Raw genomic sequence first — 18,552 nt, 5'->3', positions numbered from 1 at the left:
GGTGAGCTTGACGCCCCACGTGCTGGTGCCTTCCATGCCGGAGAACACCGGACAGTGGCGCAACTCGACGCGCGAGTCGCAGCTCAGCAGGAACATCACCTCGTGCGAGACCGAACCGTCACCGCGATGCACCGCGGCGATCGCACCGCAATACTGGCCAAGGCCGATATGACTGACCCACGGTAGCGTGCCGTTAATCAGATAGCCGCCTGGCGTAGGCGTGGCGCGGAACATCATCGGCTCGATCCCTGAGAACGCTTTCATCGGATTCGACAACGCAGTCCCGCCGAACGTCTGGCCGCGGGCATGCGCGTCGAGCCGCGCGCCGCCCAGATACGGGTTGCCGGACTGCTCCATGTACAACCCGCAGACATCGTGGGCCCACATCAGGAAGCCGGTCGAGCCACACGCGCGGCTCGCTTCCTGCATCGCGGCGAGCGACAGTCCGAAGCGCGCGCCGTAGCGGTCGAGGTGAACGCCGAGCGCGCCGGCCGCCCCCAGCTCGCCCATGATGTCGAGCGGGTAGACCCCTTCGCCGTCGATCCGTGGCGCGGCTGCCGCGAGCGGACCGCGAGCGATCGCGGCCACCCGCTGCAGCACCGCTTCGTCACACCAGGCGCCTGCGCTGGACTCTTCTGCTACCAATGCGTGTTCCATGTTGGTTTTCCTTCGGGTACCCGGGGCAGCCGCTAGCGCGGCGCGCACGAGAGAAGCGGCGCTTCAGTCGGCGAGCGTAACCGTCATGGGAATCGGATTGCGCATCGAGTTTGCAACCGGCGAGAAGTAGTTAGCACGCCCAACTATATCCTCAAGCTCGTCGCGCGTCGCATCGCCTTCGATCACAATTTTCACGCGGATCGCCTGGAAACCCATCTGCGCGGAGTCCATCTCGGCGCCGCCTGCGCCCCATGCCGCGGGGTTGCCGATATCCGCTTCGAGGAACACCTCGAGCTTCGACAGCTTGACCTGCTTCCACGTCGCGACGGCTGTGATGCCCACCGCGAGGCAGCCACCGAGACCGGACAACACGATCTCGCCCGGCGCAGGCGCGGTGTCTTCGCCGAACAGATGCAGCGGCTCATCGACGACGACGGGCGTATGGTTGCCGACATAGCTCAACGAGCGGTACTGACCTTGCATGACCGTGTGCACATTGTTCTTGCCGCGCGACCCTGGGTTATTGCGTCCCTTTTCGGCGAAGGCCATCAGCCCATCGCGGTCGATCGGCCGTAGGTAGGTGGAAATGGTCGTGGGATTATCGGTGGCAGTGCTCAAGTGACGCTCCTGGTGCGTGGATTGTAAAGGCGCGAGCGTCGCGTCAAAAGTGGGGCGGCGCCGGCACATCACTAAATGCAACAGGCGTGCCAGTTTGACTACGTATCCTCAAACTGCTTTCCTGGCGGGGCTTTTGACCAACCAGCAAGAGGCGCCTTGGTTCGGTGCGGCGTCTTCTCGATCAACCGGAGAATCGACAATGACGACAATGTCAACATTGTCAGCATTGTTCACTCTGCAGTGCATGGCCGGCAGTCAGTCATTCGGCAGACCGAGTTTTTGCCACCGATAGCTGAACTGGCGCGGTGTCATGCCCAACTGTTGCGCCGCGCGCGACTTGTTTCCCCCGCACTGTTCGAGCGCGTCGACGAGCGCCTGCGCCGGGTGCGAACCGACACGCCGGTAGGGCCGCAGCGGCAGCGGTGCACTGTGCACAGCATGATGCGATGAAACGTCCAGCGCCCCGCCCTGTCCGCGGACAGAGGCCGCCTGCTGTGCAGACGAGGGCGCAACAGCAGGCTCATTCGCCGCGCCCGACGGCAACAGCCGGTCAATATCCGCTGCATCGAGCAGCGGCTTCTCCGCCAGCAACACGATCCGCTCGATGAAATTGGTCAACTCGCGGATATTGCCAGGCCACGGATACTCTTCGAGCCGATTCAGCGCGGCCGCTGTGAGATTGACGTTGCGCTGGTTGAGTTGATTCGTATGACTGATGAAATGCAGCGCAAGGACGCGAATGTCCTGGCGGCGTTCAGCGAGCGACGGCAGGTGGATCGGAATCACGTTGAGCCGGTAGTACAGGTCCTGGCGGAAGGTGCCGCGCGTCACATCGCGTTGCAAATCGCGATTGGTGGCCGCGACGAGCCGCACGTCGACCCGGGTCTCCGCCTTGCCGCCGAGGCGCGTGATGGTCCCTTCCTGAAGCGTACGCAGCAGCTTGGTCTGCATCGTCACCGGCAGTTCGCCGATCTCGTCGAGAAACAGTGTCCCTTTGCTGGCCTGTTCGAACCAGCCCGCGCGCATGCTGTTCGCGCCCGTGAACGCGCCGCGCTCGTACCCGAACAGCTCGGACTCGAACAGCGTATCCGGTATCGCCGCGCAGTTGATCTTGATGAAGGCACGGTCGCGTCGCGGACTCGCGAGATGCAAGGCCCGTGCAAACAGCTCCTTGCCAGTGCCTGAGTCGCCGAGCAACAGCACGCTCGCGGCGGAATCCGATACGCGCTCCAGTTCTGAGATCGCGCGCAGCAAAGGCGGCGAGGTGCCGACGATCCCATACCGGGCGGCCGCCGATTCGAGGGCGCGCGCCAGCACTGCGTTCTGCTGTTCGAGCGCGCGGGTTTTTTCCTCGAGGCCGGCTTCCAACTGCAGCAACTGCCCTGCCAGAGTCGCGAGAATGCGCAACACCGTGATGTCGTCGGCCAGCCGACGGGCGCGGTGACGAATGCGGTGACAAGCAAGGACGCCGACTGCCCTCCGTTCGACGACGACCGGCAGCGCGATGAACGCGACCGGCCCGCCCGGCAACCGTGAGCGCTCAACCGCACGCGCCAGAAATTCCGGCTCGCGGTCGATGTCCTGAATGATCGTCAGCTGGCCGTGCTGCAGCACTCGCCCGGTGATGCCTTCACCGTACGCATACACACCCCGGCCGATTTCCTCGGTGGTGAGCCCGTAAGCGTACCGGATGCGCCCGCTGCGCCGCATTTCGTCTGCGAGCACGATGCGACCCCGGTTCAGGCCGAGCAGCTCGGACATTAGATGCAGCATCTCGCGCAGCGCAGGCGCGGGGGACAGGCTTTTGCCGACAAGCGCCATCACCTGCTGCAATAGCAGCATTTCGTGTTCACGCCAGTAGCCGGCGGATTCGCTGTCGGCTGGGGCGTCAGATTGTGTTTGCATGGGCGTAGGCCGCCGTGGTCGTGAGCGAAGCCTATTGTTTCAGAACACAAAAAAGCTCGCAGGCGCCATCCGATTGGCCTTGCCGCTGTTCGACGAATCTGATAGCCGCGCAAATCAAGCGGCCTCGCCTCGCTGAACCTGAATTGAACCCTTTAGGTGGGATCGCCTTTCGTCCCGGGTCTCACCGAAACCGTGAACACCGGCGCCATCTGGTTGAGCCGGGCCGCTTGTTCCAAGAGCGATTGCGCCGCCGCCTCGGCTTCTTCAACGAGGGCAGCGTTCTGCTGGATCACTTGAACCATCTGACTGACGGCCACCTTGACCTGCTCGATGCCGCAGCCCTGGTCTTCGGATGCGCTCGAGATCTCGCCGATGACGTTGGCCAGTCGGCGCACCGCCCGTCGTGCCTCGTCGGTTGCGCGTCCCACATCGGAGCCCTCGTGCGACCCCACGACGATTGTTTCGACAGACTTTTCGATCAGGGCCTTGATCTCCCTTGCGGCAGCCGAAGAGCGTTGAGCGAGGTTGCGCACTTCGGCCGCGACCCTGGGTGAACTCGCGCTGCTTCTTCTCGCCCGGCTCGCGCACATTCCGATCGGTCCGGGTCGAGTCGCCCCGGTTCGTCCGGGACGGGGCCTTACCGATCCGGCTGTTGTCGCGTTGCGCCTGAATCGCCTGCGCGACCTGCACCACGTGACTCAGGCGCTTGTGCTGGACGAACGCACCCTGATCAATTTCGGTCAGCCGATCATATTGCCTGCAGGGCAATACAATGCCGTTTCCGCGCAGCTCGATGCGCCCATCCGGGTACTCCCAGACCTCGATATACCGATCGATCAGCTTTCGGTTCTCCGGCGTATCGTCCAGCAGATACATCACGCGGTCGTACTGCACTGTGAGCGACTTCGTTACTTTCCGCGGTTCACGCCACGTCAACACCAGATCGAGATTCTCATCAACCCGCAAGGGCCGGTGCGCGTCGAAATCGCTCTTTGGGGGCTTCGCAAGGCGCGCGTTGTACGCCGCGATGAAAGACGGTGCGTAGGCGTTGGCTTGGCACTGTCACGTTGCTGAGATGGTCGAGTAAGATCGCGTGATGAAGAATGCAAAATCGCTGTACCACGGTCATCGCTTTCCGGCGGCGGTCATCAGTTGCGCGGTGCGCTGGTATTCAGGTTTCAGCTCAGCCTGCGTGATATCGAAGAACTGCTGTTCGAGCGCGGGGTTATCGTCAGCTACGAAACGGTCCGACGCTGGTGCGATAAATTCGGTGCGTGTTTCGCACACCGTGCGAAAGCGGCGCGTCGCAGGCCCGGCACCACGTGGCACCTTGACGAAGTATTTGTGACGTTGCGCGGAGAGCCTTACCTGATGTGGCACGCCGTCGATCAACACGGTGTCGAACTCGATATCCTGTTACAGAAGCGCCGCGACAAGGCTGCAGCGAAGCGGTTTTTCAAGCGCGTGCTTGCCTCGTGTACTGACGCACCGCGCAAGATCGTGACCGACCAGCTGCGCAGCTATCCGGCGGCGAAAGCCGAGATTCCCGAACTGGCTCACGTCAAGCACGTCTTCGTCAAAGCCAGCGCGCGGGTCAATAACCGTGCGGAAAACAGCCATCAGCCGACGCGCGAACGCGAGCGACGCATGCGTGGCTTCCGCGATCCTGAACGCACGCAGGCTTTCTTATCGAGCTTTGGTCCGATCCTTCAGCACTTCGCGCTCAAACGACACCTGCTACGCGCCACACTCTATCGCAAACAGCTCGCCGGACGCTTCGCCGCCTGGCATCGTCTCGCGGAGGTCACCCAAGTTCCGTCCGTTTTCTGAGCAAGCGTGTGTTCTCTCCGCTATTGCGTCGCGAACAATTTAACGTGACAGCGCCTCTCGGGCATGTGTCGCTGAACACGACGAGCCTTTATCTGCACACGGAAGATGACGCGCGGCATACGGAAACCGTCAAACGTCACCGGATGAATTGGGGTGCCTCAGAAACCCAAGATGACGATTCGGGCAACGCGTAATGGACGGAAGATCTTTCATGGATGCGCCGCTGTGTAATACGGCGTAATCGTCGCGATCCGCCACGCGACTCATCGCATATCAAGAACGCGATCCACTGACCGTTAAGAATGAGTCGTTCGACAAAATAAACCTACGGACTGGGGATTGAAGTTGAAAACCATAACAAGCGCCCTGCTGGCATCGGCTGTCTGCGCGACCTTGCTGGCAGGATGTGCGACCAACGAGCAAGGCCAACTCGTGATCGACCCGAACAAGGTCAATAGCGTCATCGCGACCGCACTGGCGCCCTCGCCTCCCGTCGTGGTCGAAGAGGCTTACCAGCCGTTGCCCACCGACGTCTACGTCGCGAACGTAGTCGAACGCGATGTCTTCGTTTCGGGTGGCGACACCTATATCTGGGTCGCCGGCCCGAACGGCGTTCGGCATCGTCAGTTCTACGCGCATGGCGATCATCGCGCGGACATCTTTCATCGTCGCGATGAGTTGCACCGGGTGATGGCGAACCATGAGGGCCGTCTGCCGGATCATCCGGTCGGTGGAGATCATCGCGTCGGCGGGGACCATCAGTTCGGCGGGCATCCTCCGATGGGACACCCTGGAGAACCTACGCCCGCCGTCGCCGGACGCGGGCCGCAGCCGAGGCCGGGCCCGATGCCTGTCGCGCACGCCGCGATTTCGGGCAAGCCGGCGCCGGCAGCCAAGCCGGCCTCGAAGGACCCGAAAAAATCGTAACGAGGCCGCCACGTCGCGCCGGCACCTCTACGGATAATCGCTAAACCGCGACGTCGGTTCGCTTACCGTCGAAGCCGGCGTATAACCCGGCACGTTCGCGCGCAACTGGTTGAGCAAACCGTTATCGACCTGCGAAAAGCCATTCAACCGAAGCTGCATCAACATACGGGTGCCGGTGCGGGGCGATGTCGTCGAACTGGTCGCGTTCGTGTATTTCTCGAACGCGACACCCCGGCGACCAGCAATCGGCGTCGTACTGCAAACCCAACAGTGCCGCGATCAGGCGATGTGAACTCATGTCGTAATTGACTCGCGCGACACTCACGAAGTGACGCGCGGGCGGCCATTGCCCCGATACGATGAACCGGTTGACCGGTTGACCGGTTGATAATCGAGCGCACTATTCGCGCGGGTATAGCGGTAGGTCACATTCAGAACTTGCCGCGCGCCGGGCGCCCAGCCAAAACCGGTTTCCGCGCGCGTCGGGTAATGGTTCGCCTGACTGTATTCCACCGCCTGCTCCGCTGAAAGATCCGCGCCCAGCTTGTACGACGCGCCCGCCATCACGCTCGTGCGCGCTCCGGTGCTGACAGCGCCAACCGCTTGCGCTACAGCTACGGCGCGGGTCTCGAATGGATTTCGCCGATCGGCCCGCTCAAGCTGTCGCTCGGCTTCCCGGTCGTGAAGCACGCGACCGACAGGTATCAGAAGTTTCAATTCCAGATCGGCACGTCGTTCTGACAAGGCGCTAGTGCCGCCACGATCCATGCGGCAGCTCCACATCGCGCCGCGCCGCAGCCAGACCTTCGACGATGCCCGCGCGGTCGAACGCAATGCAGTAGACCGGCTTGGCGCGTTCGAACCGCCAGCTGTCGGCGAGCGTGCCGGCATCCACCGGATCGAAACCGAACTGGTCGAGCAACTCGCTCACGACGCGCTTCGCGTGTTCGTCGTCGCCGGCAAACGGCAGCGCCCGCCTCTGCGGTGCCCCTTTCGGCTTGCCATCGGTTTCGAGGTCCTTCGCCAGGATCGCATTGAAGGCCTTCACGACTCGCGCGCCGGGCAAGCGGGCGGCCAGCATCTGACTGGTGGTCGTCGCGCGCTTGTCGAGCGCGTCGATCTGACCGTCGCGCTGCGGATAGTAGTTGCACGTGTCGATCACGACCCTGCCGTCGAGCGCCGCCGCCGGCAGCTCGTCAATGCTACTGAACGGCACGGCGACCACCACCACGTCGCCGAATCTCGCCGCCTGCTCCGCAGTGCCGGTCGCACAGCCGAGCGCCGCGGCCGTGCTGATCAAGGTCCGCGGATCGCGGGAATTGCTGATCATGACGTCGTGGCCGTCCGCTTTCGCGAGCGCCGCCATTGCGCGGCCGATGAAGCCCGCGCCAACAATGCCTATTTTCATGTTCCACACTCCATGTTCGCCTGAGGTAGTCACCGTCGAGCGCACGCTCAGCGGTGAGAGCCACTATGATTCAAAACTTGAATGGCATAAATGCGCCTGATTCGACGACTGTCGAAAACACGAGTGGGGAATCATGGATCGCCTGACCAGCATGGCCGTGTTCGTCAAAACCGCCGATAGCGGCTCGTTCGCCGCGGCCGCGCTCGCGTTCGGCATCTCGTCGCAGATGGCCGGCAAACATGTGAGCACACTGGAAGAGCGCGTCGGCGCGCGTCTGCTGAACCGCACGACGCGTCGCCAGAGCCTCACCGAGATCGGCCAGATCTTCTACGAACGCTGCAAGGCGCTGCTGGCCGACGCGGAAGCGGCCGAATCGGTCGCGCAGGAATTGTCGGCGTCGCCGCGCGGACGCCTGCGCATTACCGCACCGGTCACGTTCGGCGCCTGCTGTCTTGCGCCGATGATCACGCGCTATCTGAAAGCGCATTCCGAGGTGCGAGTCGAATTGACCTTGACCGACCGCTTCGTCGATCTGATCGACGAAGGGTACGAGGCCGCGATCCGCCTCGGCTCGCTGGCGGATTCGACGCTGATCGCGCGGCCGCTGATGCCTTACCGGCTGGTTGCGTGCGCATCGCCCGGCTATCTGGCCGAACGCGGCGAGCCGCTCACGCCGCAAGCGCTGAGCGCGCACGACTGCCTGAGCTTCATCTACACCAGCATGCCGGCCGCGACCGAATGGCGTTTCGCCGACGCCGACGGCGAGCACGTGACACCGATCTCCGGCCGCTTCGAGGCAAACGATGTGAAAGCGCTGCTGGCCGCCGCGCTCAACGACGGCGGCGTGATACTCGCGCCCGAAGTGGCCGTGAAGGACGAGCTTGCCGCGGGGCGCCTTGTGCGCCTGCTCGATGGATACGAAGCGCCCGCGCGCCCGATGCATCTGCTGTTTCCCGCGAGCCGCGCCACGCCGAAACTGCGGGCGTTTATCGATCAGGTAGTGGCCGAGTTCGGACCGCATAGCGCGTGAACGTGGCGGCGGCCAGCCCTCGCCATACCTCACAACAAGCCGCAGCAACCCGCCAATTTCGCCCGATTGCCCGCTAGAATGCGCGGCTTTGCCCGCTTCGGCCTCGCCACAAGGCAAAATACGGGTTTTGCGCGCGCCGCAAACCTCGCGGCGTGCGCCGGATCACGCGTCGGCGGCTGGCAGGCCGCCGGCCTTCGCCAATCCGCCCGACGGCGGCCAGGCTCTTGCCCAGCATGACCGCGCGGCCCGTCGCGAGCGACGCAGCGAGGACAGCTCGTCCTTGAACAGAGCACCTCAGGAGCATTTATGACCGATTCGAACCCGTCCTTCCTCGGCAGGATTTCGCTTGCCGTCGGCACGTTTTTCAGCATTCTCGGCGATGGCCAATTCGCGGCCGACGTGCTGCGGCTGCGCAAAGGCGGCACAACCGCCCCCGCGCCTACTCCGGCTCCTGCGCCAGTAGCCGCTCCGGCCCCCGCTCCCGCCCCCACGCTGAAAGAAGCCAGCCCCGACGCCGCGCTGCAACTGCTCGGCCTGTTGCAACGCGATGCGCGCTTCATCGATTTCGTCGAGGAAGACATCAAGAACTACAGCGACGCCGACATCGGCGCGGCCGCGCGTCTCGTGCACGACGGCTGCCGCGCGACGCTGCGCGAGCATTTCACGATCCGCCCGGTGCGCGACGAAGCCGAAGGCAGCCGCGTCACGCTGCCCGATGGTTTCGATGCGAGCCTGGTCCGCCTGACCGGCAACGTCGTCGGCCGCGCGCCGTTTAACGGCAGCATCAGCCATCGCGGCTGGCGCGTCGACGAAGTGCGACTGCCGAAGCTCGCGGACAGCCATAACGCCAAAGTGATCGCACCGGCCGAGGTGGAACTATGAGCGACGCACGCTATTCCATCGGAATCGACCTGGGCACCACGCACTGCGCGCTGTCCTATGTGGACACCAGCGCGAGCGACGGCGAAAAAACCGCCCTGGAGGTGTTGCCGATCGCCCAGCTCACGGGCCCCGGCGCAATCGACAATCTCGATCTGCTGCCCTCGTTCCTCTACTTGCCGCATCCGGACGAACTGGCGTCGGGCGACCTCTACCTGCCGTGGACCGGCCAGCGCGAGTTCGCGGTCGGCGAGTTCGCGCGCAGCCGTGGCGCGGCCACGCCGATCCGGCTGGTGTCGAGCGCGAAAAGCTGGCTGTGCCATCCGGGCGTCGACCGCCGCGCGGCGATCCTGCCCAACGACGCACCACCCGAAGTCACACGCGTGTCGCCGCTCGACAGCTCGGTGCGCTATCTGACGCACCTGCGCGAAGCCTGGGACCACGCGCATCCGGACGCGCCGTTCAGCCAGCAGGACATCACGGTGACGATCCCCGCTTCGTTCGATCCGGCCGCGCGCGAACTCACCGCCGAAGCCGCCGAGGCAGCGGGCTTAGGCCGCATGACGCTGCTCGAAGAGCCGCAAGCCGCGCTGTATAGCTGGATTCAGAAGAGCGGCGGCCAGTGGCGCAAGCAGGTCAAGGTCGGCGACATCATCCTCGTGGTCGACGTGGGCGGCGGCACGACCGACCTCTCGCTGATCGCGGTGATCGAGCGCGAAGGCAATCTCGAACTGCATCGCGTCGCAGTCGGCGAACACATCCTGCTCGGCGGCGACAACATGGACCTCGCGCTCGCGCACGTGGTCGCGCGCAAGCTCGCAGCCCAGGGCACCCAGGCCGACGCGTGGCAACTGCGCGCCCTCACCTACGCATGCCGCTCGGCCAAGGAAGCGCTGCTCACCGACCCCGCCACCGAGACCGTGCCGCTCGTCGTGCCGAGCCGCGGCTCGAAGCTGATCGGCGGCTCGATCCGCACTGAGCTGACGCGCGCGGAGTTGACGCAGACCATTCTCGAAGGCTTCTTCCCGCAGGTGGACAGTGCGGCGCGCCCGGTGAGCCGCGCGCGCGTGGGCCTGACGCAACTCGGCTTGCCGTATGCGCAGGATGCGGGCATCACGCGGCATCTGGCGGCGTTCCTCGGCCGTCAGGTCGGCGCGCTGGCCGAACTGGAGGGTCTGCACAATACGGACGGCAGCGCGGATAGCAACGCAGCCGCGCAAGGCGCGAGCTTCCTGCACCCCACCGCCGTGCTGTTCAACGGCGGCGTGTTCAAGTCGACGCTGCTGGTCGAGCGCCTGATGGGCACGCTCAACAACTGGCTCGCGGCGGAAGGCGCGGCGCCGGCCCGGCTGCTCGAAGGCGCGGACCTCGACCTCGCGGTCGCACGCGGCGCGGCCTACTACGGTTACGTGCGGCGCGGTCGTGGGGTGCGGATTCGCGGCGGCACCGCGCGCGCGTACTACATCGCGATCGAATCGGCGATGCCGGCCGTGCCCGGGCTCGAACCGCCAGTGCAGGCGCTGTGCATCGCGCCGTTCGGCATGGAGGAAGGCACCGAAGCCGAATTGCCCGCGCAGGAGTTCGGTCTCGTGGTCGGCGAGCCGGTGCATTTCCGCTTCTTCGGGTCGTCGGTACGTCGTCAGGATCAGGTCGGCACGCTGCTCGACTACTGGGGCCCCGAGGAGTTGCAGGAGCTGGACGAAATCCAGGCGACGCTGCCCGCCGCCGGCCGCACCGCCGGTGAAGTCGTGCCGGTGAAACTGCATGCGCGCGTCACCGAAGCGGGCACGCTCGAACTGGAAGCCATCCCGCGCGGCTCCGACGAACGCTGGAAAGTCGAGTTCGACGTGCGCGGCAGCGCGAATGCGTGAATGAGATGAAGCGGTACTGCGTCGGTATCGATCTCGGCACCAGTAATACGGTGCTCGCCTATGCCGACGCGGCGGCGGGGGCGTCGTTGGATGGGTCGCCGAGTGGTTCACCGCCCATCCGCGTCTTCGAGATCGAACAGCTGGTGAGTCCCGGCGAAGTCGGCGCGCGGCCGCTGCTGCCCTCGGTGCGCTATCACGCGGCCCAGGGCGAACTGAACGCGGGCGATCTGCAATTGCCGTGGTCCACCAGCGATCACGCGGCCGGTGACGACGCGGCGCAGCCGGTCGTGATCGGCCGGCTCGCGCGCCTGCTCGGCGCGCAGGTGCCGGGGCGGCTGGTGACGAGCGCGAAAAGCTGGCTGTCGCACGCATCGGTCGACCGCGTCGCGCCGATCCTGCCATGGGGCGCTGCCGACGACGTCCACAAAGTCTCGCCCGTCGACGCGAGCGCGAGCTACCTCGCGCACGTGCGCGCAGCGTGGAATCAGCGCTTCCCCGACGCGCCGCTCGAACAGCAGGACGTGGTGCTCACGGTGCCCGCTTCGTTCGACGAAGGCGCGCGGGCGCTGACCGTGGAAGCGGCGCGTCTCGCCGGTCTGCCCGCGTTGCGGCTGCTCGAAGAGCCGCAGGCCGCCTTCTACGACTGGCTGTTTCATCATCGCGAGCGGCTGGCGAGTGAGCTTGCGCAGACGCGTCTCGTGCTGATCTGCGATGTCGGCGGTGGCACGACCGACCTCACGCTGATCGAGGTGAGCATGCGCGATGGCGAGCCACAGCTCACGCGCATCGGCGTGGGCAATCATCTGATGCTCGGCGGCGACAACATGGATCTCGCGCTCGCGCATCTGGTCGAAGCGCGGCTGCCGGGTGGCGACGGGCGTTCGCGTTTGTCGGCGGCGAGTCTGTCGCAACTGGTCGAGCGCTGCCGGAGCGCGAAGGAACAACTGCTCGGCGCGCGTGCGCCCGATTCGGCGTCGATTACGTTGTTCGGCGCGGGGTCGAAGCTGGTCGGCGGTGCACGCACGGTGCAGGTCACGCGCGATGAAGTCGAGCGGGTGATCGTCGATGGCTTTTTTCCGGCGGTGGCGTCGCATGAACGGCCTGGCCGGGCGCGCGGCGCGATCGTCGAGTTCGGCCTGCCCTACGCGACCGACGCGGCGGTCACGCGGCATATCGCGGCGTTTCTGAGCCGGTTCGCGGCGCAGTCGCGCAAGGCGCTGGGGGCGGGTTCTGCCAGTGAGAGCGAGGCTCCTGGCGCAAGCGCTGCTGCTGCCCACAGCAATGCTTCCGGCGACAACGGCGCAAGCAGCGTGAGCAACGACGACGCCCTGCCCGTGCCCGACACCCTACTGCTCAACGGCGGCGTCTTCCGCGCCGAAGCGCTCGCGCAGCGTCTCGCCGACACGCTCGGCACGTGGCGCGGCGCGCCGCTCAACGTACTGCACAACGACAACCCCGATGTGGCCGTCGCTCGGGGCGCGGTCGCCTATTCGCTCGCGCGCGCGGGCAACGCGCCGAAAATCGGCGGCGGCTCGCCGCGCAGCTACTTCCTCGTGCTCGACGCCGCCGCCGACAGCAAGCCCGACGCCGAATCCGCGCCACGCGGCATCTGCCTGCTGCCGCGCGGCACCGAGGAAGGCCACGAAATCCTGATCGCGGATCGCACGTTCGCGCTGCGGCTCGGACATCCGGTGCGCTTTCATCTGGTGTCGTCGAGCGCGGACACGGTTTATCGCGCCGGCGAGTTGACCGATCTCGCGGGCGGAGACTTCATCCGGCTGCCACCGCTCGCGACCGTCGTGCAGCCGCGCGGCGAGCGCAGCGCACGCGAAACCACGGTGCGGATCGCGACCTCGCTCACCGAAGTGGGCACGCTCGACGTGCATTGCATCGAACTCGACGATCCGGCACAACGCTGGCTGCTCGAATTCCAGCTGCGCCGTGACGACGCGCAAGTGAATCTGCCGGCCGACTCCGCGCCGGCGAGACACCCGGCGCTCGACAGTGCGATCGAACAGATCGACCGCTGCTTCGGCTCGCGATCGCAAAACGTCGGCCCCAAAGAAGTCAAACGGCTGCGCTCGCAACTCGAACAACTGCTCGGGCCGCGCGAGAGCTGGAACAGCGCGTTGCTGCGCGAACTGTTCGGCGCGCTGTGGGAACGCGCGCGCCGTCGCCGGCGCTCGGCGGATCACGAGCGGCTCTGGCTGAATCTGGCCGGCTACTGCGTGCGGCCCGGCTTCGGCTATCCGCTCGACGAATGGCGCGTCGAACAGCTGTGGTCGCTATTCGACGACGGCATTCAGTACGTCCGCGAAAGCCAGGTGTGGTCCGAATGGTGGACGCTCTGGCGACGCGCGGCCGGCGGCCTCGACGAAAGCGCGCAATTGCGCGTGCTCGACGCGATGGCCTACCTGCAAACGGCCGGGCAATCGCGTCACAAGCTGCCGTTCGACATCGCGAAAACGGGCGTCGCCGATATGGTCCGGCTGAGCGCGTCGCTCGAACGGATTCCCGTCGAACGCAAGATCGAACTCGGCGAGTCGGTGCTGGCGCGTCTGAAAAAGCCCACCGAAAACCATCAAAGCTGGTGGGCGGTCGGGCGCATCGGCGCGCGGCGGCCCTTCTACGGCAGCGCACATAGCGTCGTACCGCCGGAGATCGCCGCTCAATGGCTTGACGCGGTACTCGCGATCGACTGGAGGAAGGTCGACCCCGCTGCGTTTACCGCCGTGCAGATCGCCCGTATGACCGGCGACCGCTCGCGCGATCTGCCCGATGACTTGCGCCAGACGGTCGTGCGCAGGCTCGAAGCGGCGAATGCGCCGCGCGCATGGATCACGATGGTGAGCGAGAGCGTGGAGCTCGACAACGCCGACGAGGGCCGCGTGTTCGGCGAGTCCTTGCCCGTGGGGCTGAAACTGATCTCGGCTTGAGGCCCACGCGTCGCGTCGTCTCGCCTCGCATGACGTCGGGGCAGCTTCGATGCTGCGGCCGGCGTCGGGCTTTGGATCTTCATGCTTGCAACCAGTCCGGCATGAAATTTAATACCGCTTGCGCCGCGATCGGCTGATTGCGTTTCTCCAGGCTCTCCGCCAGCAGCTCGCGAAAGATGACGAGCTTGTCGGCGCCGTGGTGCGTGCAGAACCCCTCCAGGACCTCTGCAATCGCGATGCGTTGCGTCTGCGAACTCAGCGTACTGGCAATGTGCGAACTGCCTCTGGCTAGTTCCATCAGATACACCGATCGGTATAAATTTCTTTCCGCCTGTTCGGCGTTTTTTCGTCCTCTGGGCATTTTTACTTTTTCTCGGCTGTCTTGTTGTACGCGTCATGCCGCCAGGTGTTCCCCGCCTTCCCCTTGGCGTTCCCGCCGGCTATCTGAACAGTCACGCCTTAAGGAAATCTTATGCGTGAGCGCAAAACGACCTCATATATCCGCGATTTTTTCCGCGCATCGCGTGGGCTTTGGCGAGTCAGTACGCATTGCTCGTTCCGGGACTGCTGCACAGTTGGTATACGCAAAAAAGCCAGCTTTTACAGCCCTTTTACGTGTGTCGATGGCCTCGCAGTCCTGCGGTATGAACTGCGGAATATACAGATATTCAGGATGCCTGATCGGCAACAATGCCCGTTTCACATGCTTGCAATGACCGGCTATCGCAGCACCGGCCAACGCCGTGCAACGCGCTGAACTACGCCATCGTCACCTGATTCCTGCCGCCATGCTTCGAGCGATACAACGCCCGGTCCGCACTCGCAAAGCCATCGCGATGAGCAAGCCGCGAACCTTCGGTGATACGTGTCAACGATGCCCCCACGCTGACCTTCACTACGCCGAGCGGTGAAGCGCGATGCTCGATCGCCAGTTCCTCGACGCCCTGCCGCAGCGTTTCGAGCGTGTCTTCGAGCGCGGCGCACTCCGCCTGCAGCACCAGCAGCCCGAACTCCTCGCCGCCCATGCGCCCGACCACGATGTGCTCGCCATCGGCCGCGGCCTGCATCACCGAGGCCACTTTACGCAAGCAACTGTCGCCCGCCTGGTGGCCGTAGGTATCGTTGTATTGCTTGAACCAGTCCACGTCGACCACTACCGAGCCCATCACGTCGCCTTCCTGCGCTTCCTTCCAGCGGCGCGCAATGCTTTCGAGCAGGAAGCGGCGGTTATACAGCTGCGTGAGCGGATCGATCGCGGTGGCCGTGCGCATCTTCAGATCGTTTTCGATCATCGCGCGCAAATGGTAGAACACGCCTCGCTGCCCGGCGTCGAGCCGGCCGGGCGACGGGTCCATCGCGCACAACGCGCCGACGATCTCGCCGTTCGGCGCACGCAGCGCGATCGCCGCGTAAAAGCGCACGAACGGATAGCGTTGCACCAGCATGCATTCGCCGAAGCGGCTGTCGTCGTGCGCGTCCTCGATCACGAACAGCTCCGCGTCGCGCACCGCGTAGTCGGCAAGCGACCGGGCGCGCGTGACGAGCGGCATCGCCATGCCGACTTCGGCGCGGTAATGCTGGTACTCCTCGTCGAGCAGCGTGATCGCGGTGACCGCCGCGCCGGTCACGCTCTTCAGGATCTCGGCCGCGTGCGTGAAGCACTCGCGCATCACCTGATCGTCATGCAGCAGCCACTCTATAACCGAAGACTCCACCTCAGGTTCGCCAGTGGCGGACGGATCGACAGCCGTGCGGCTGGACAGACGATCGTTACTGTAAGCGAGTTGCACGGCACGGTCCCAGAATGTGATTAGCCTGTGTCAACGGCATGAACGCACGAAACTTGAGTGCCCGAAACGCTTCGCGTAGCGCGGATTCGCCACCGCGCCCGCAATGGCCGCGCGGCTGGGCGTGCGACAGCGCGAAGTACAATCACACCCCAGCCGCGCGCCGCTTTCGTTTGTTTGCCGAGGTTCCTGCCAAGCAGGCGGCGCGCGCCATTCAACTGATCATTGCACGCGCATGGCGCGGCGCCGCCAATCGGCCGCGCCAACACCTGCGTCGACACCCATCCATGAACACGACCGCCACTCACGCCATGACAAACGCCTCGCTCATCACGAACGTGCGCCGGATCGACGGCGCCCGCGTCGACGTGTCGATCGCCGACGGCCGCATCGCGGCGATCGGCGCGGACTTGCCGCGCGAGCCGCGCGTGGCGATCGAGGACGGTGCGGGTGCGTTGCTGCTGCCCGGTTTCGTCGAAGGTCATACGCATCTGGACAAGACCAACTGGGGGATGAGCTGGTATTGCAACGAGGTCGGGCCGCAGCTGACCGACCGGATCGAGAACGAACGGCGCTGGCGCGCGCAGAGCGGCCACGACGCGGGTGTACAGTCGCTCGCGCTCGCGCGCGCGTTCCTCGCGGCGGGCACCACGCGTCTGCGGACGCACGTCGATATCGACACCGACGCGGGCCTGCGCCACCTCGAAGGCGTGCTGGCGACACGCGCCGCGCTGCGCGATGTGCTCGATATGCAGATCGTCGCGTTCCCGCAATCCGGGCTGCTTGGCCGGCCAGGCACTGACGCGCTGCTCGACCGCGCGCTGGGCGCGGGCGCCGACGTGCTCGGCGCGCTCGACCCTGCGCTGATCGACGGCGATCCGGTGGCGTCGCTGAACCTGACGTTCAGCCTTGCGCAGCGTCATCAGAAGCCGATCGATATCCATCTGCACGAGCCCGGCGAAATCGGCGCGTTTACGCTCGGGCTGCTGCTCGACCGCGTCGCCGCGCTCGGCATGCAAGGCGAGGTGGTGGTGAGCCACGCGTTCTGTCTGGGCGCGCTGCCCGAACGCGAGCGCGATGCCTTGCTCGCGCGCCTTGCCGATCTGCGCGTCGCGCTGCTGACCACCGCCCCGCCGTCGACGCCGGTGCCGCCGCTGAAGACTTGCGTTGCACGAGGCGTCACGCTGTTTGGCGGCAACGATGGCATTCGCGATACGTGGACGCCCTACGGCTCGCCGGACATGCTCGAACGCGCGATGCTGATCGCGATGCGCTACGGCCTGCGTCGGGACGACGACCTGGCGCTCGCGTTCGACTGCGTGAGCAGCACGGCAGCCAGCGGTTGCGGCTTCACGCAGTACGGCTTGCAGGCCGGTGCTCGCGCCGACCTGGTGCTGGTCGAAGCCGACACGCTCGCGCATGCAATCGTCGCGCGGCCGCCGCGCAAGCTGGTCATGGCCAACGGCCGGATCGTCGCGCGCAACGGCGCGCTCGCGCCGCATTGATGCGGCTCGTGAAGCGCATGCGGGTACTCATGATGCGCGCGAGAAGGCCCGCACGGAGAAGCGCCGGCGCAGCGCAATGCTCCGGGCCGAACAGGCTCGCGCGCTGCTTCGCAATCCGTCTTGCAGCCCACTGCGCGCCACCCGCCACAACGAATCCGTTTTCCGCACTCACATGATCAATCTCTTTCAGGCCATGCAGGCTTTCGTCAAGGTTGCCGACGCGGGCAGCTTCGCGCAGGCCGCCGCGCATCTCGGCGTCTCGACTTCGGTCGTGACCCGCCATGTATCAAGCCTCGAACAGCATCTGGGCATTCGGCTGTTCCAGCGCACCACGCGCAAGGTCGTGCTGACCGAAGCCGGAGCCGAGTACGCCGCCGGTTGCCGCGTGCTGCTGTCCGAACTGGAAGAAGTGGAATCGCGCGCGAGCACGACCTCGAAGGAAGTCGCGGGCGACCTGCGCATCGTGGCGCTGGGGAGTTTCTCGCTGTTTCGCCTCACGCCGCTTTTCGCTGACTATCAATCCAGGTTTCCGCATGTGAATCTGCGCGTCACGCTGACGGAAAAACGCGTCGATCTGCTAGAAGGCGGTTTCGACGTGGGCATCGTGACCGAGCACATGATCCGTTCGGAGTCACTGGTGGTGCGGCGCCTCCTGAACTCGCACGCGGTGCCGGTGGCGGCGGCCGCGTATCTCGCGCAGGCGGGTCATCCGCAAGCGCCCGCTGATCTCGCCCGGCACCGCGTGATTGCCGCACCGCTCGACACCAGTCCGCAGAACTGGATCTTCAGCAGCAGCGACGGCGACGGCGACGGCGACGGCGACGACGAGAGCATCGCGCTCGATGCGTCGTTCACGGTGAACAGCATGATCATGCAGAAACAGGCGGCGCTGGGAGCGATGGGCATTGCCTTGCTGCCGCTGGAGATGGTCGCCGACGAATTGCAGGCCGGCACGCTGATGCGGATTCTCGACGATTACACCGTGGTCAATGGCGACGTCGCCGTCTCGCTGGTCTATCCGAGCCGCGAGTTCGTGCCGCGCAAGGTGCGGGAGTTTATCGATCTCGCGGTGGGGTACTTCAAGTGAGTGTACGGAACTGACGGGCGCGCTGTCGTGCTCATGGCGCTGTATTGCCGCGTGCATACCGGCCACGGCTTTCAATCCAGACGGCGCGCGTTGCACAACGCCGAAAAGCGGG

The 18,552-nt window shown here is 65.2% G+C and carries 14 protein-coding genes and 5 pseudogenes; 10 read left to right on the top strand and 9 right to left on the bottom strand.

Annotation, left to right across the window (positions count from 1 at the left end; translation table 11 throughout):
• The 5 genes and pseudogenes from P0D89_RS44260 to P0D89_RS44240 form a co-directional block, all read right to left on the bottom strand.
• A partial coding sequence (locus P0D89_RS44260) for an acyl-CoA dehydrogenase family protein (protein ID WP_408371443.1) occupies positions 1–657 on the bottom strand: 657 nt, incomplete at its 3' end.
• A gap of 63 nt (positions 658–720) precedes the next feature.
• The gene (locus tag P0D89_RS44255; protein WP_408360837.1) at positions 721–1,206 is read right to left on the bottom strand and encodes an OsmC family protein; all 486 of its coding nucleotides are present in this window, start codon (positions 1,204–1,206) and stop codon (positions 721–723) included.
• A gap of 324 nt (positions 1,207–1,530) precedes the next feature.
• Positions 1,531–3,180, bottom strand: coding sequence for a sigma-54 interaction domain-containing protein (locus P0D89_RS44250; RefSeq protein WP_408360820.1), 1,650 nt, complete (start codon positions 3,178–3,180; stop codon positions 1,531–1,533).
• Between the two features lie 152 nt (positions 3,181–3,332).
• Positions 3,333–3,713 carry a methyl-accepting chemotaxis protein gene (locus tag P0D89_RS44245; RefSeq protein WP_408360817.1) on the bottom strand — a complete coding sequence of 127 codons (381 nt, stop codon included), beginning with the start codon at positions 3,711–3,713 and terminating at the stop codon, positions 3,333–3,335.
• A gap of 13 nt (positions 3,714–3,726) precedes the next feature.
• A pseudogene (locus tag P0D89_RS44240) lies at positions 3,727–4,233 on the bottom strand (ISNCY family transposase); the annotation flags it as partial.
• Between the two features lie 43 nt (positions 4,234–4,276).
• Here P0D89_RS44240 and P0D89_RS44235 point away from each other — a divergent pair.
• From P0D89_RS44235 to P0D89_RS44225, 3 genes and pseudogenes are all read left to right on the top strand, one after another.
• A pseudogene (locus P0D89_RS44235) lies at positions 4,277–5,010 on the top strand (IS6 family transposase).
• Positions 5,011–5,066: 56 nt separating this feature from the next.
• Positions 5,067–5,204, top strand: a pseudogene (locus tag P0D89_RS44230) (tyrosine-type recombinase/integrase); the annotation flags it as partial.
• A gap of 145 nt (positions 5,205–5,349) precedes the next feature.
• Complete coding sequence (locus P0D89_RS44225) at positions 5,350–5,937, top strand: hypothetical protein (RefSeq protein WP_408378596.1); 588 nt, start codon at positions 5,350–5,352, stop codon at positions 5,935–5,937.
• A 27-nt stretch (positions 5,938–5,964) separates the two neighbouring features.
• On the opposite strand, the pseudogene lptD reads toward P0D89_RS44225, so the two are convergent.
• Positions 5,965–6,525, bottom strand: a pseudogene (gene lptD, locus P0D89_RS44220) (LPS assembly protein LptD); the annotation flags it as partial.
• Positions 6,526–6,531: 6 nt separating this feature from the next.
• Here lptD and P0D89_RS44215 point away from each other — a divergent pair.
• Positions 6,532–6,678 (top strand): annotated as a pseudogene (locus tag P0D89_RS44215) (BamA/TamA family outer membrane protein); the annotation flags it as partial.
• Between the two features lie 7 nt (positions 6,679–6,685).
• Here the strand turns inward: P0D89_RS44215 and P0D89_RS44210 are convergent.
• Complete coding sequence (locus P0D89_RS44210) at positions 6,686–7,345, bottom strand: NADPH-dependent F420 reductase (protein ID WP_408360813.1); 660 nt, start codon at positions 7,343–7,345, stop codon at positions 6,686–6,688.
• A gap of 133 nt (positions 7,346–7,478) precedes the next feature.
• Here P0D89_RS44210 and P0D89_RS44205 point away from each other — a divergent pair, with 133 nt between their 5' ends.
• The 4 genes from P0D89_RS44205 to P0D89_RS44190 all read left to right on the top strand — a co-directional run bounded on the left by P0D89_RS44205 (position 7,479) and on the right by P0D89_RS44190 (position 14,061).
• Positions 7,479–8,375 carry a LysR family transcriptional regulator gene (locus P0D89_RS44205; RefSeq protein WP_408360811.1) on the top strand — a complete coding sequence of 299 codons (897 nt, stop codon included), beginning with the start codon at positions 7,479–7,481 and terminating at the stop codon, positions 8,373–8,375.
• Positions 8,376–8,681: 306 nt separating this feature from the next.
• Positions 8,682–9,257, top strand: a complete 576-nt coding sequence (locus P0D89_RS44200) for a DUF2760 domain-containing protein (protein WP_408360809.1) — start codon at positions 8,682–8,684, stop codon at positions 9,255–9,257.
• Entirely contained in the window at positions 9,254–11,125 is a 1,872-nt protein-coding gene (locus P0D89_RS44195) for an Hsp70 family protein (RefSeq protein ID WP_408360807.1), read from the top strand. Before P0D89_RS44200 ends, P0D89_RS44195 begins: the two co-directional genes overlap by 4 nt.
• Positions 11,122–14,061: an Hsp70 family protein gene (locus P0D89_RS44190; protein ID WP_408360805.1), complete on the top strand. Its 2,940-nt coding sequence runs from the start codon at positions 11,122–11,124 to the stop codon at positions 14,059–14,061. The genes P0D89_RS44195 and P0D89_RS44190 overlap by 4 nt, the downstream gene beginning before the upstream one ends.
• Before the next feature lie 79 nt (positions 14,062–14,140).
• Here P0D89_RS44190 and P0D89_RS44185 read toward each other — a convergent pair whose 3' ends face one another.
• Both P0D89_RS44185 and P0D89_RS44180 read right to left on the bottom strand, forming a co-directional pair.
• Positions 14,141–14,359 (bottom strand): hypothetical protein, encoded by a 219-nt coding sequence (locus P0D89_RS44185; protein ID WP_408360803.1) that lies wholly within the window; start codon positions 14,357–14,359, stop codon positions 14,141–14,143.
• A 460-nt stretch (positions 14,360–14,819) separates the two neighbouring features.
• Entirely contained in the window at positions 14,820–15,851 is a 1,032-nt protein-coding gene (locus P0D89_RS44180; RefSeq protein ID WP_408360801.1) for a sensor domain-containing diguanylate cyclase, read from the bottom strand.
• Positions 15,852–16,135: 284 nt separating this feature from the next.
• On the opposite strand from P0D89_RS44180, the gene P0D89_RS44175 reads away from it, so the two are divergent.
• Together P0D89_RS44175 and P0D89_RS44170 are read left to right on the top strand one after the other, a co-directional pair.
• Positions 16,136–17,353: an amidohydrolase family protein gene (locus P0D89_RS44175; protein WP_408360799.1), complete on the top strand. Its 1,218-nt coding sequence runs from the start codon at positions 16,136–16,138 to the stop codon at positions 17,351–17,353.
• 76 nt (positions 17,354–17,429) lie between these two features.
• On the top strand, positions 17,430–18,440 hold the full coding sequence (locus P0D89_RS44170; RefSeq protein ID WP_408378593.1) for a LysR family transcriptional regulator: 1,011 nt from the start codon (positions 17,430–17,432) through the stop codon (positions 18,438–18,440).
• The last annotated feature ends 112 nt before the right edge of the window (positions 18,441–18,552 follow it).

It is taken from the genome of Paraburkholderia sp. RL18-085-BIA-A, from assembly GCF_046027075.1.
GTDB lineage: Bacteria > Pseudomonadota > Gammaproteobacteria > Burkholderiales > Burkholderiaceae > Paraburkholderia.
Note: the sequence above shows the minus strand (reverse complement) of the source record. Positions and strands in the feature narration are given on the sequence as shown.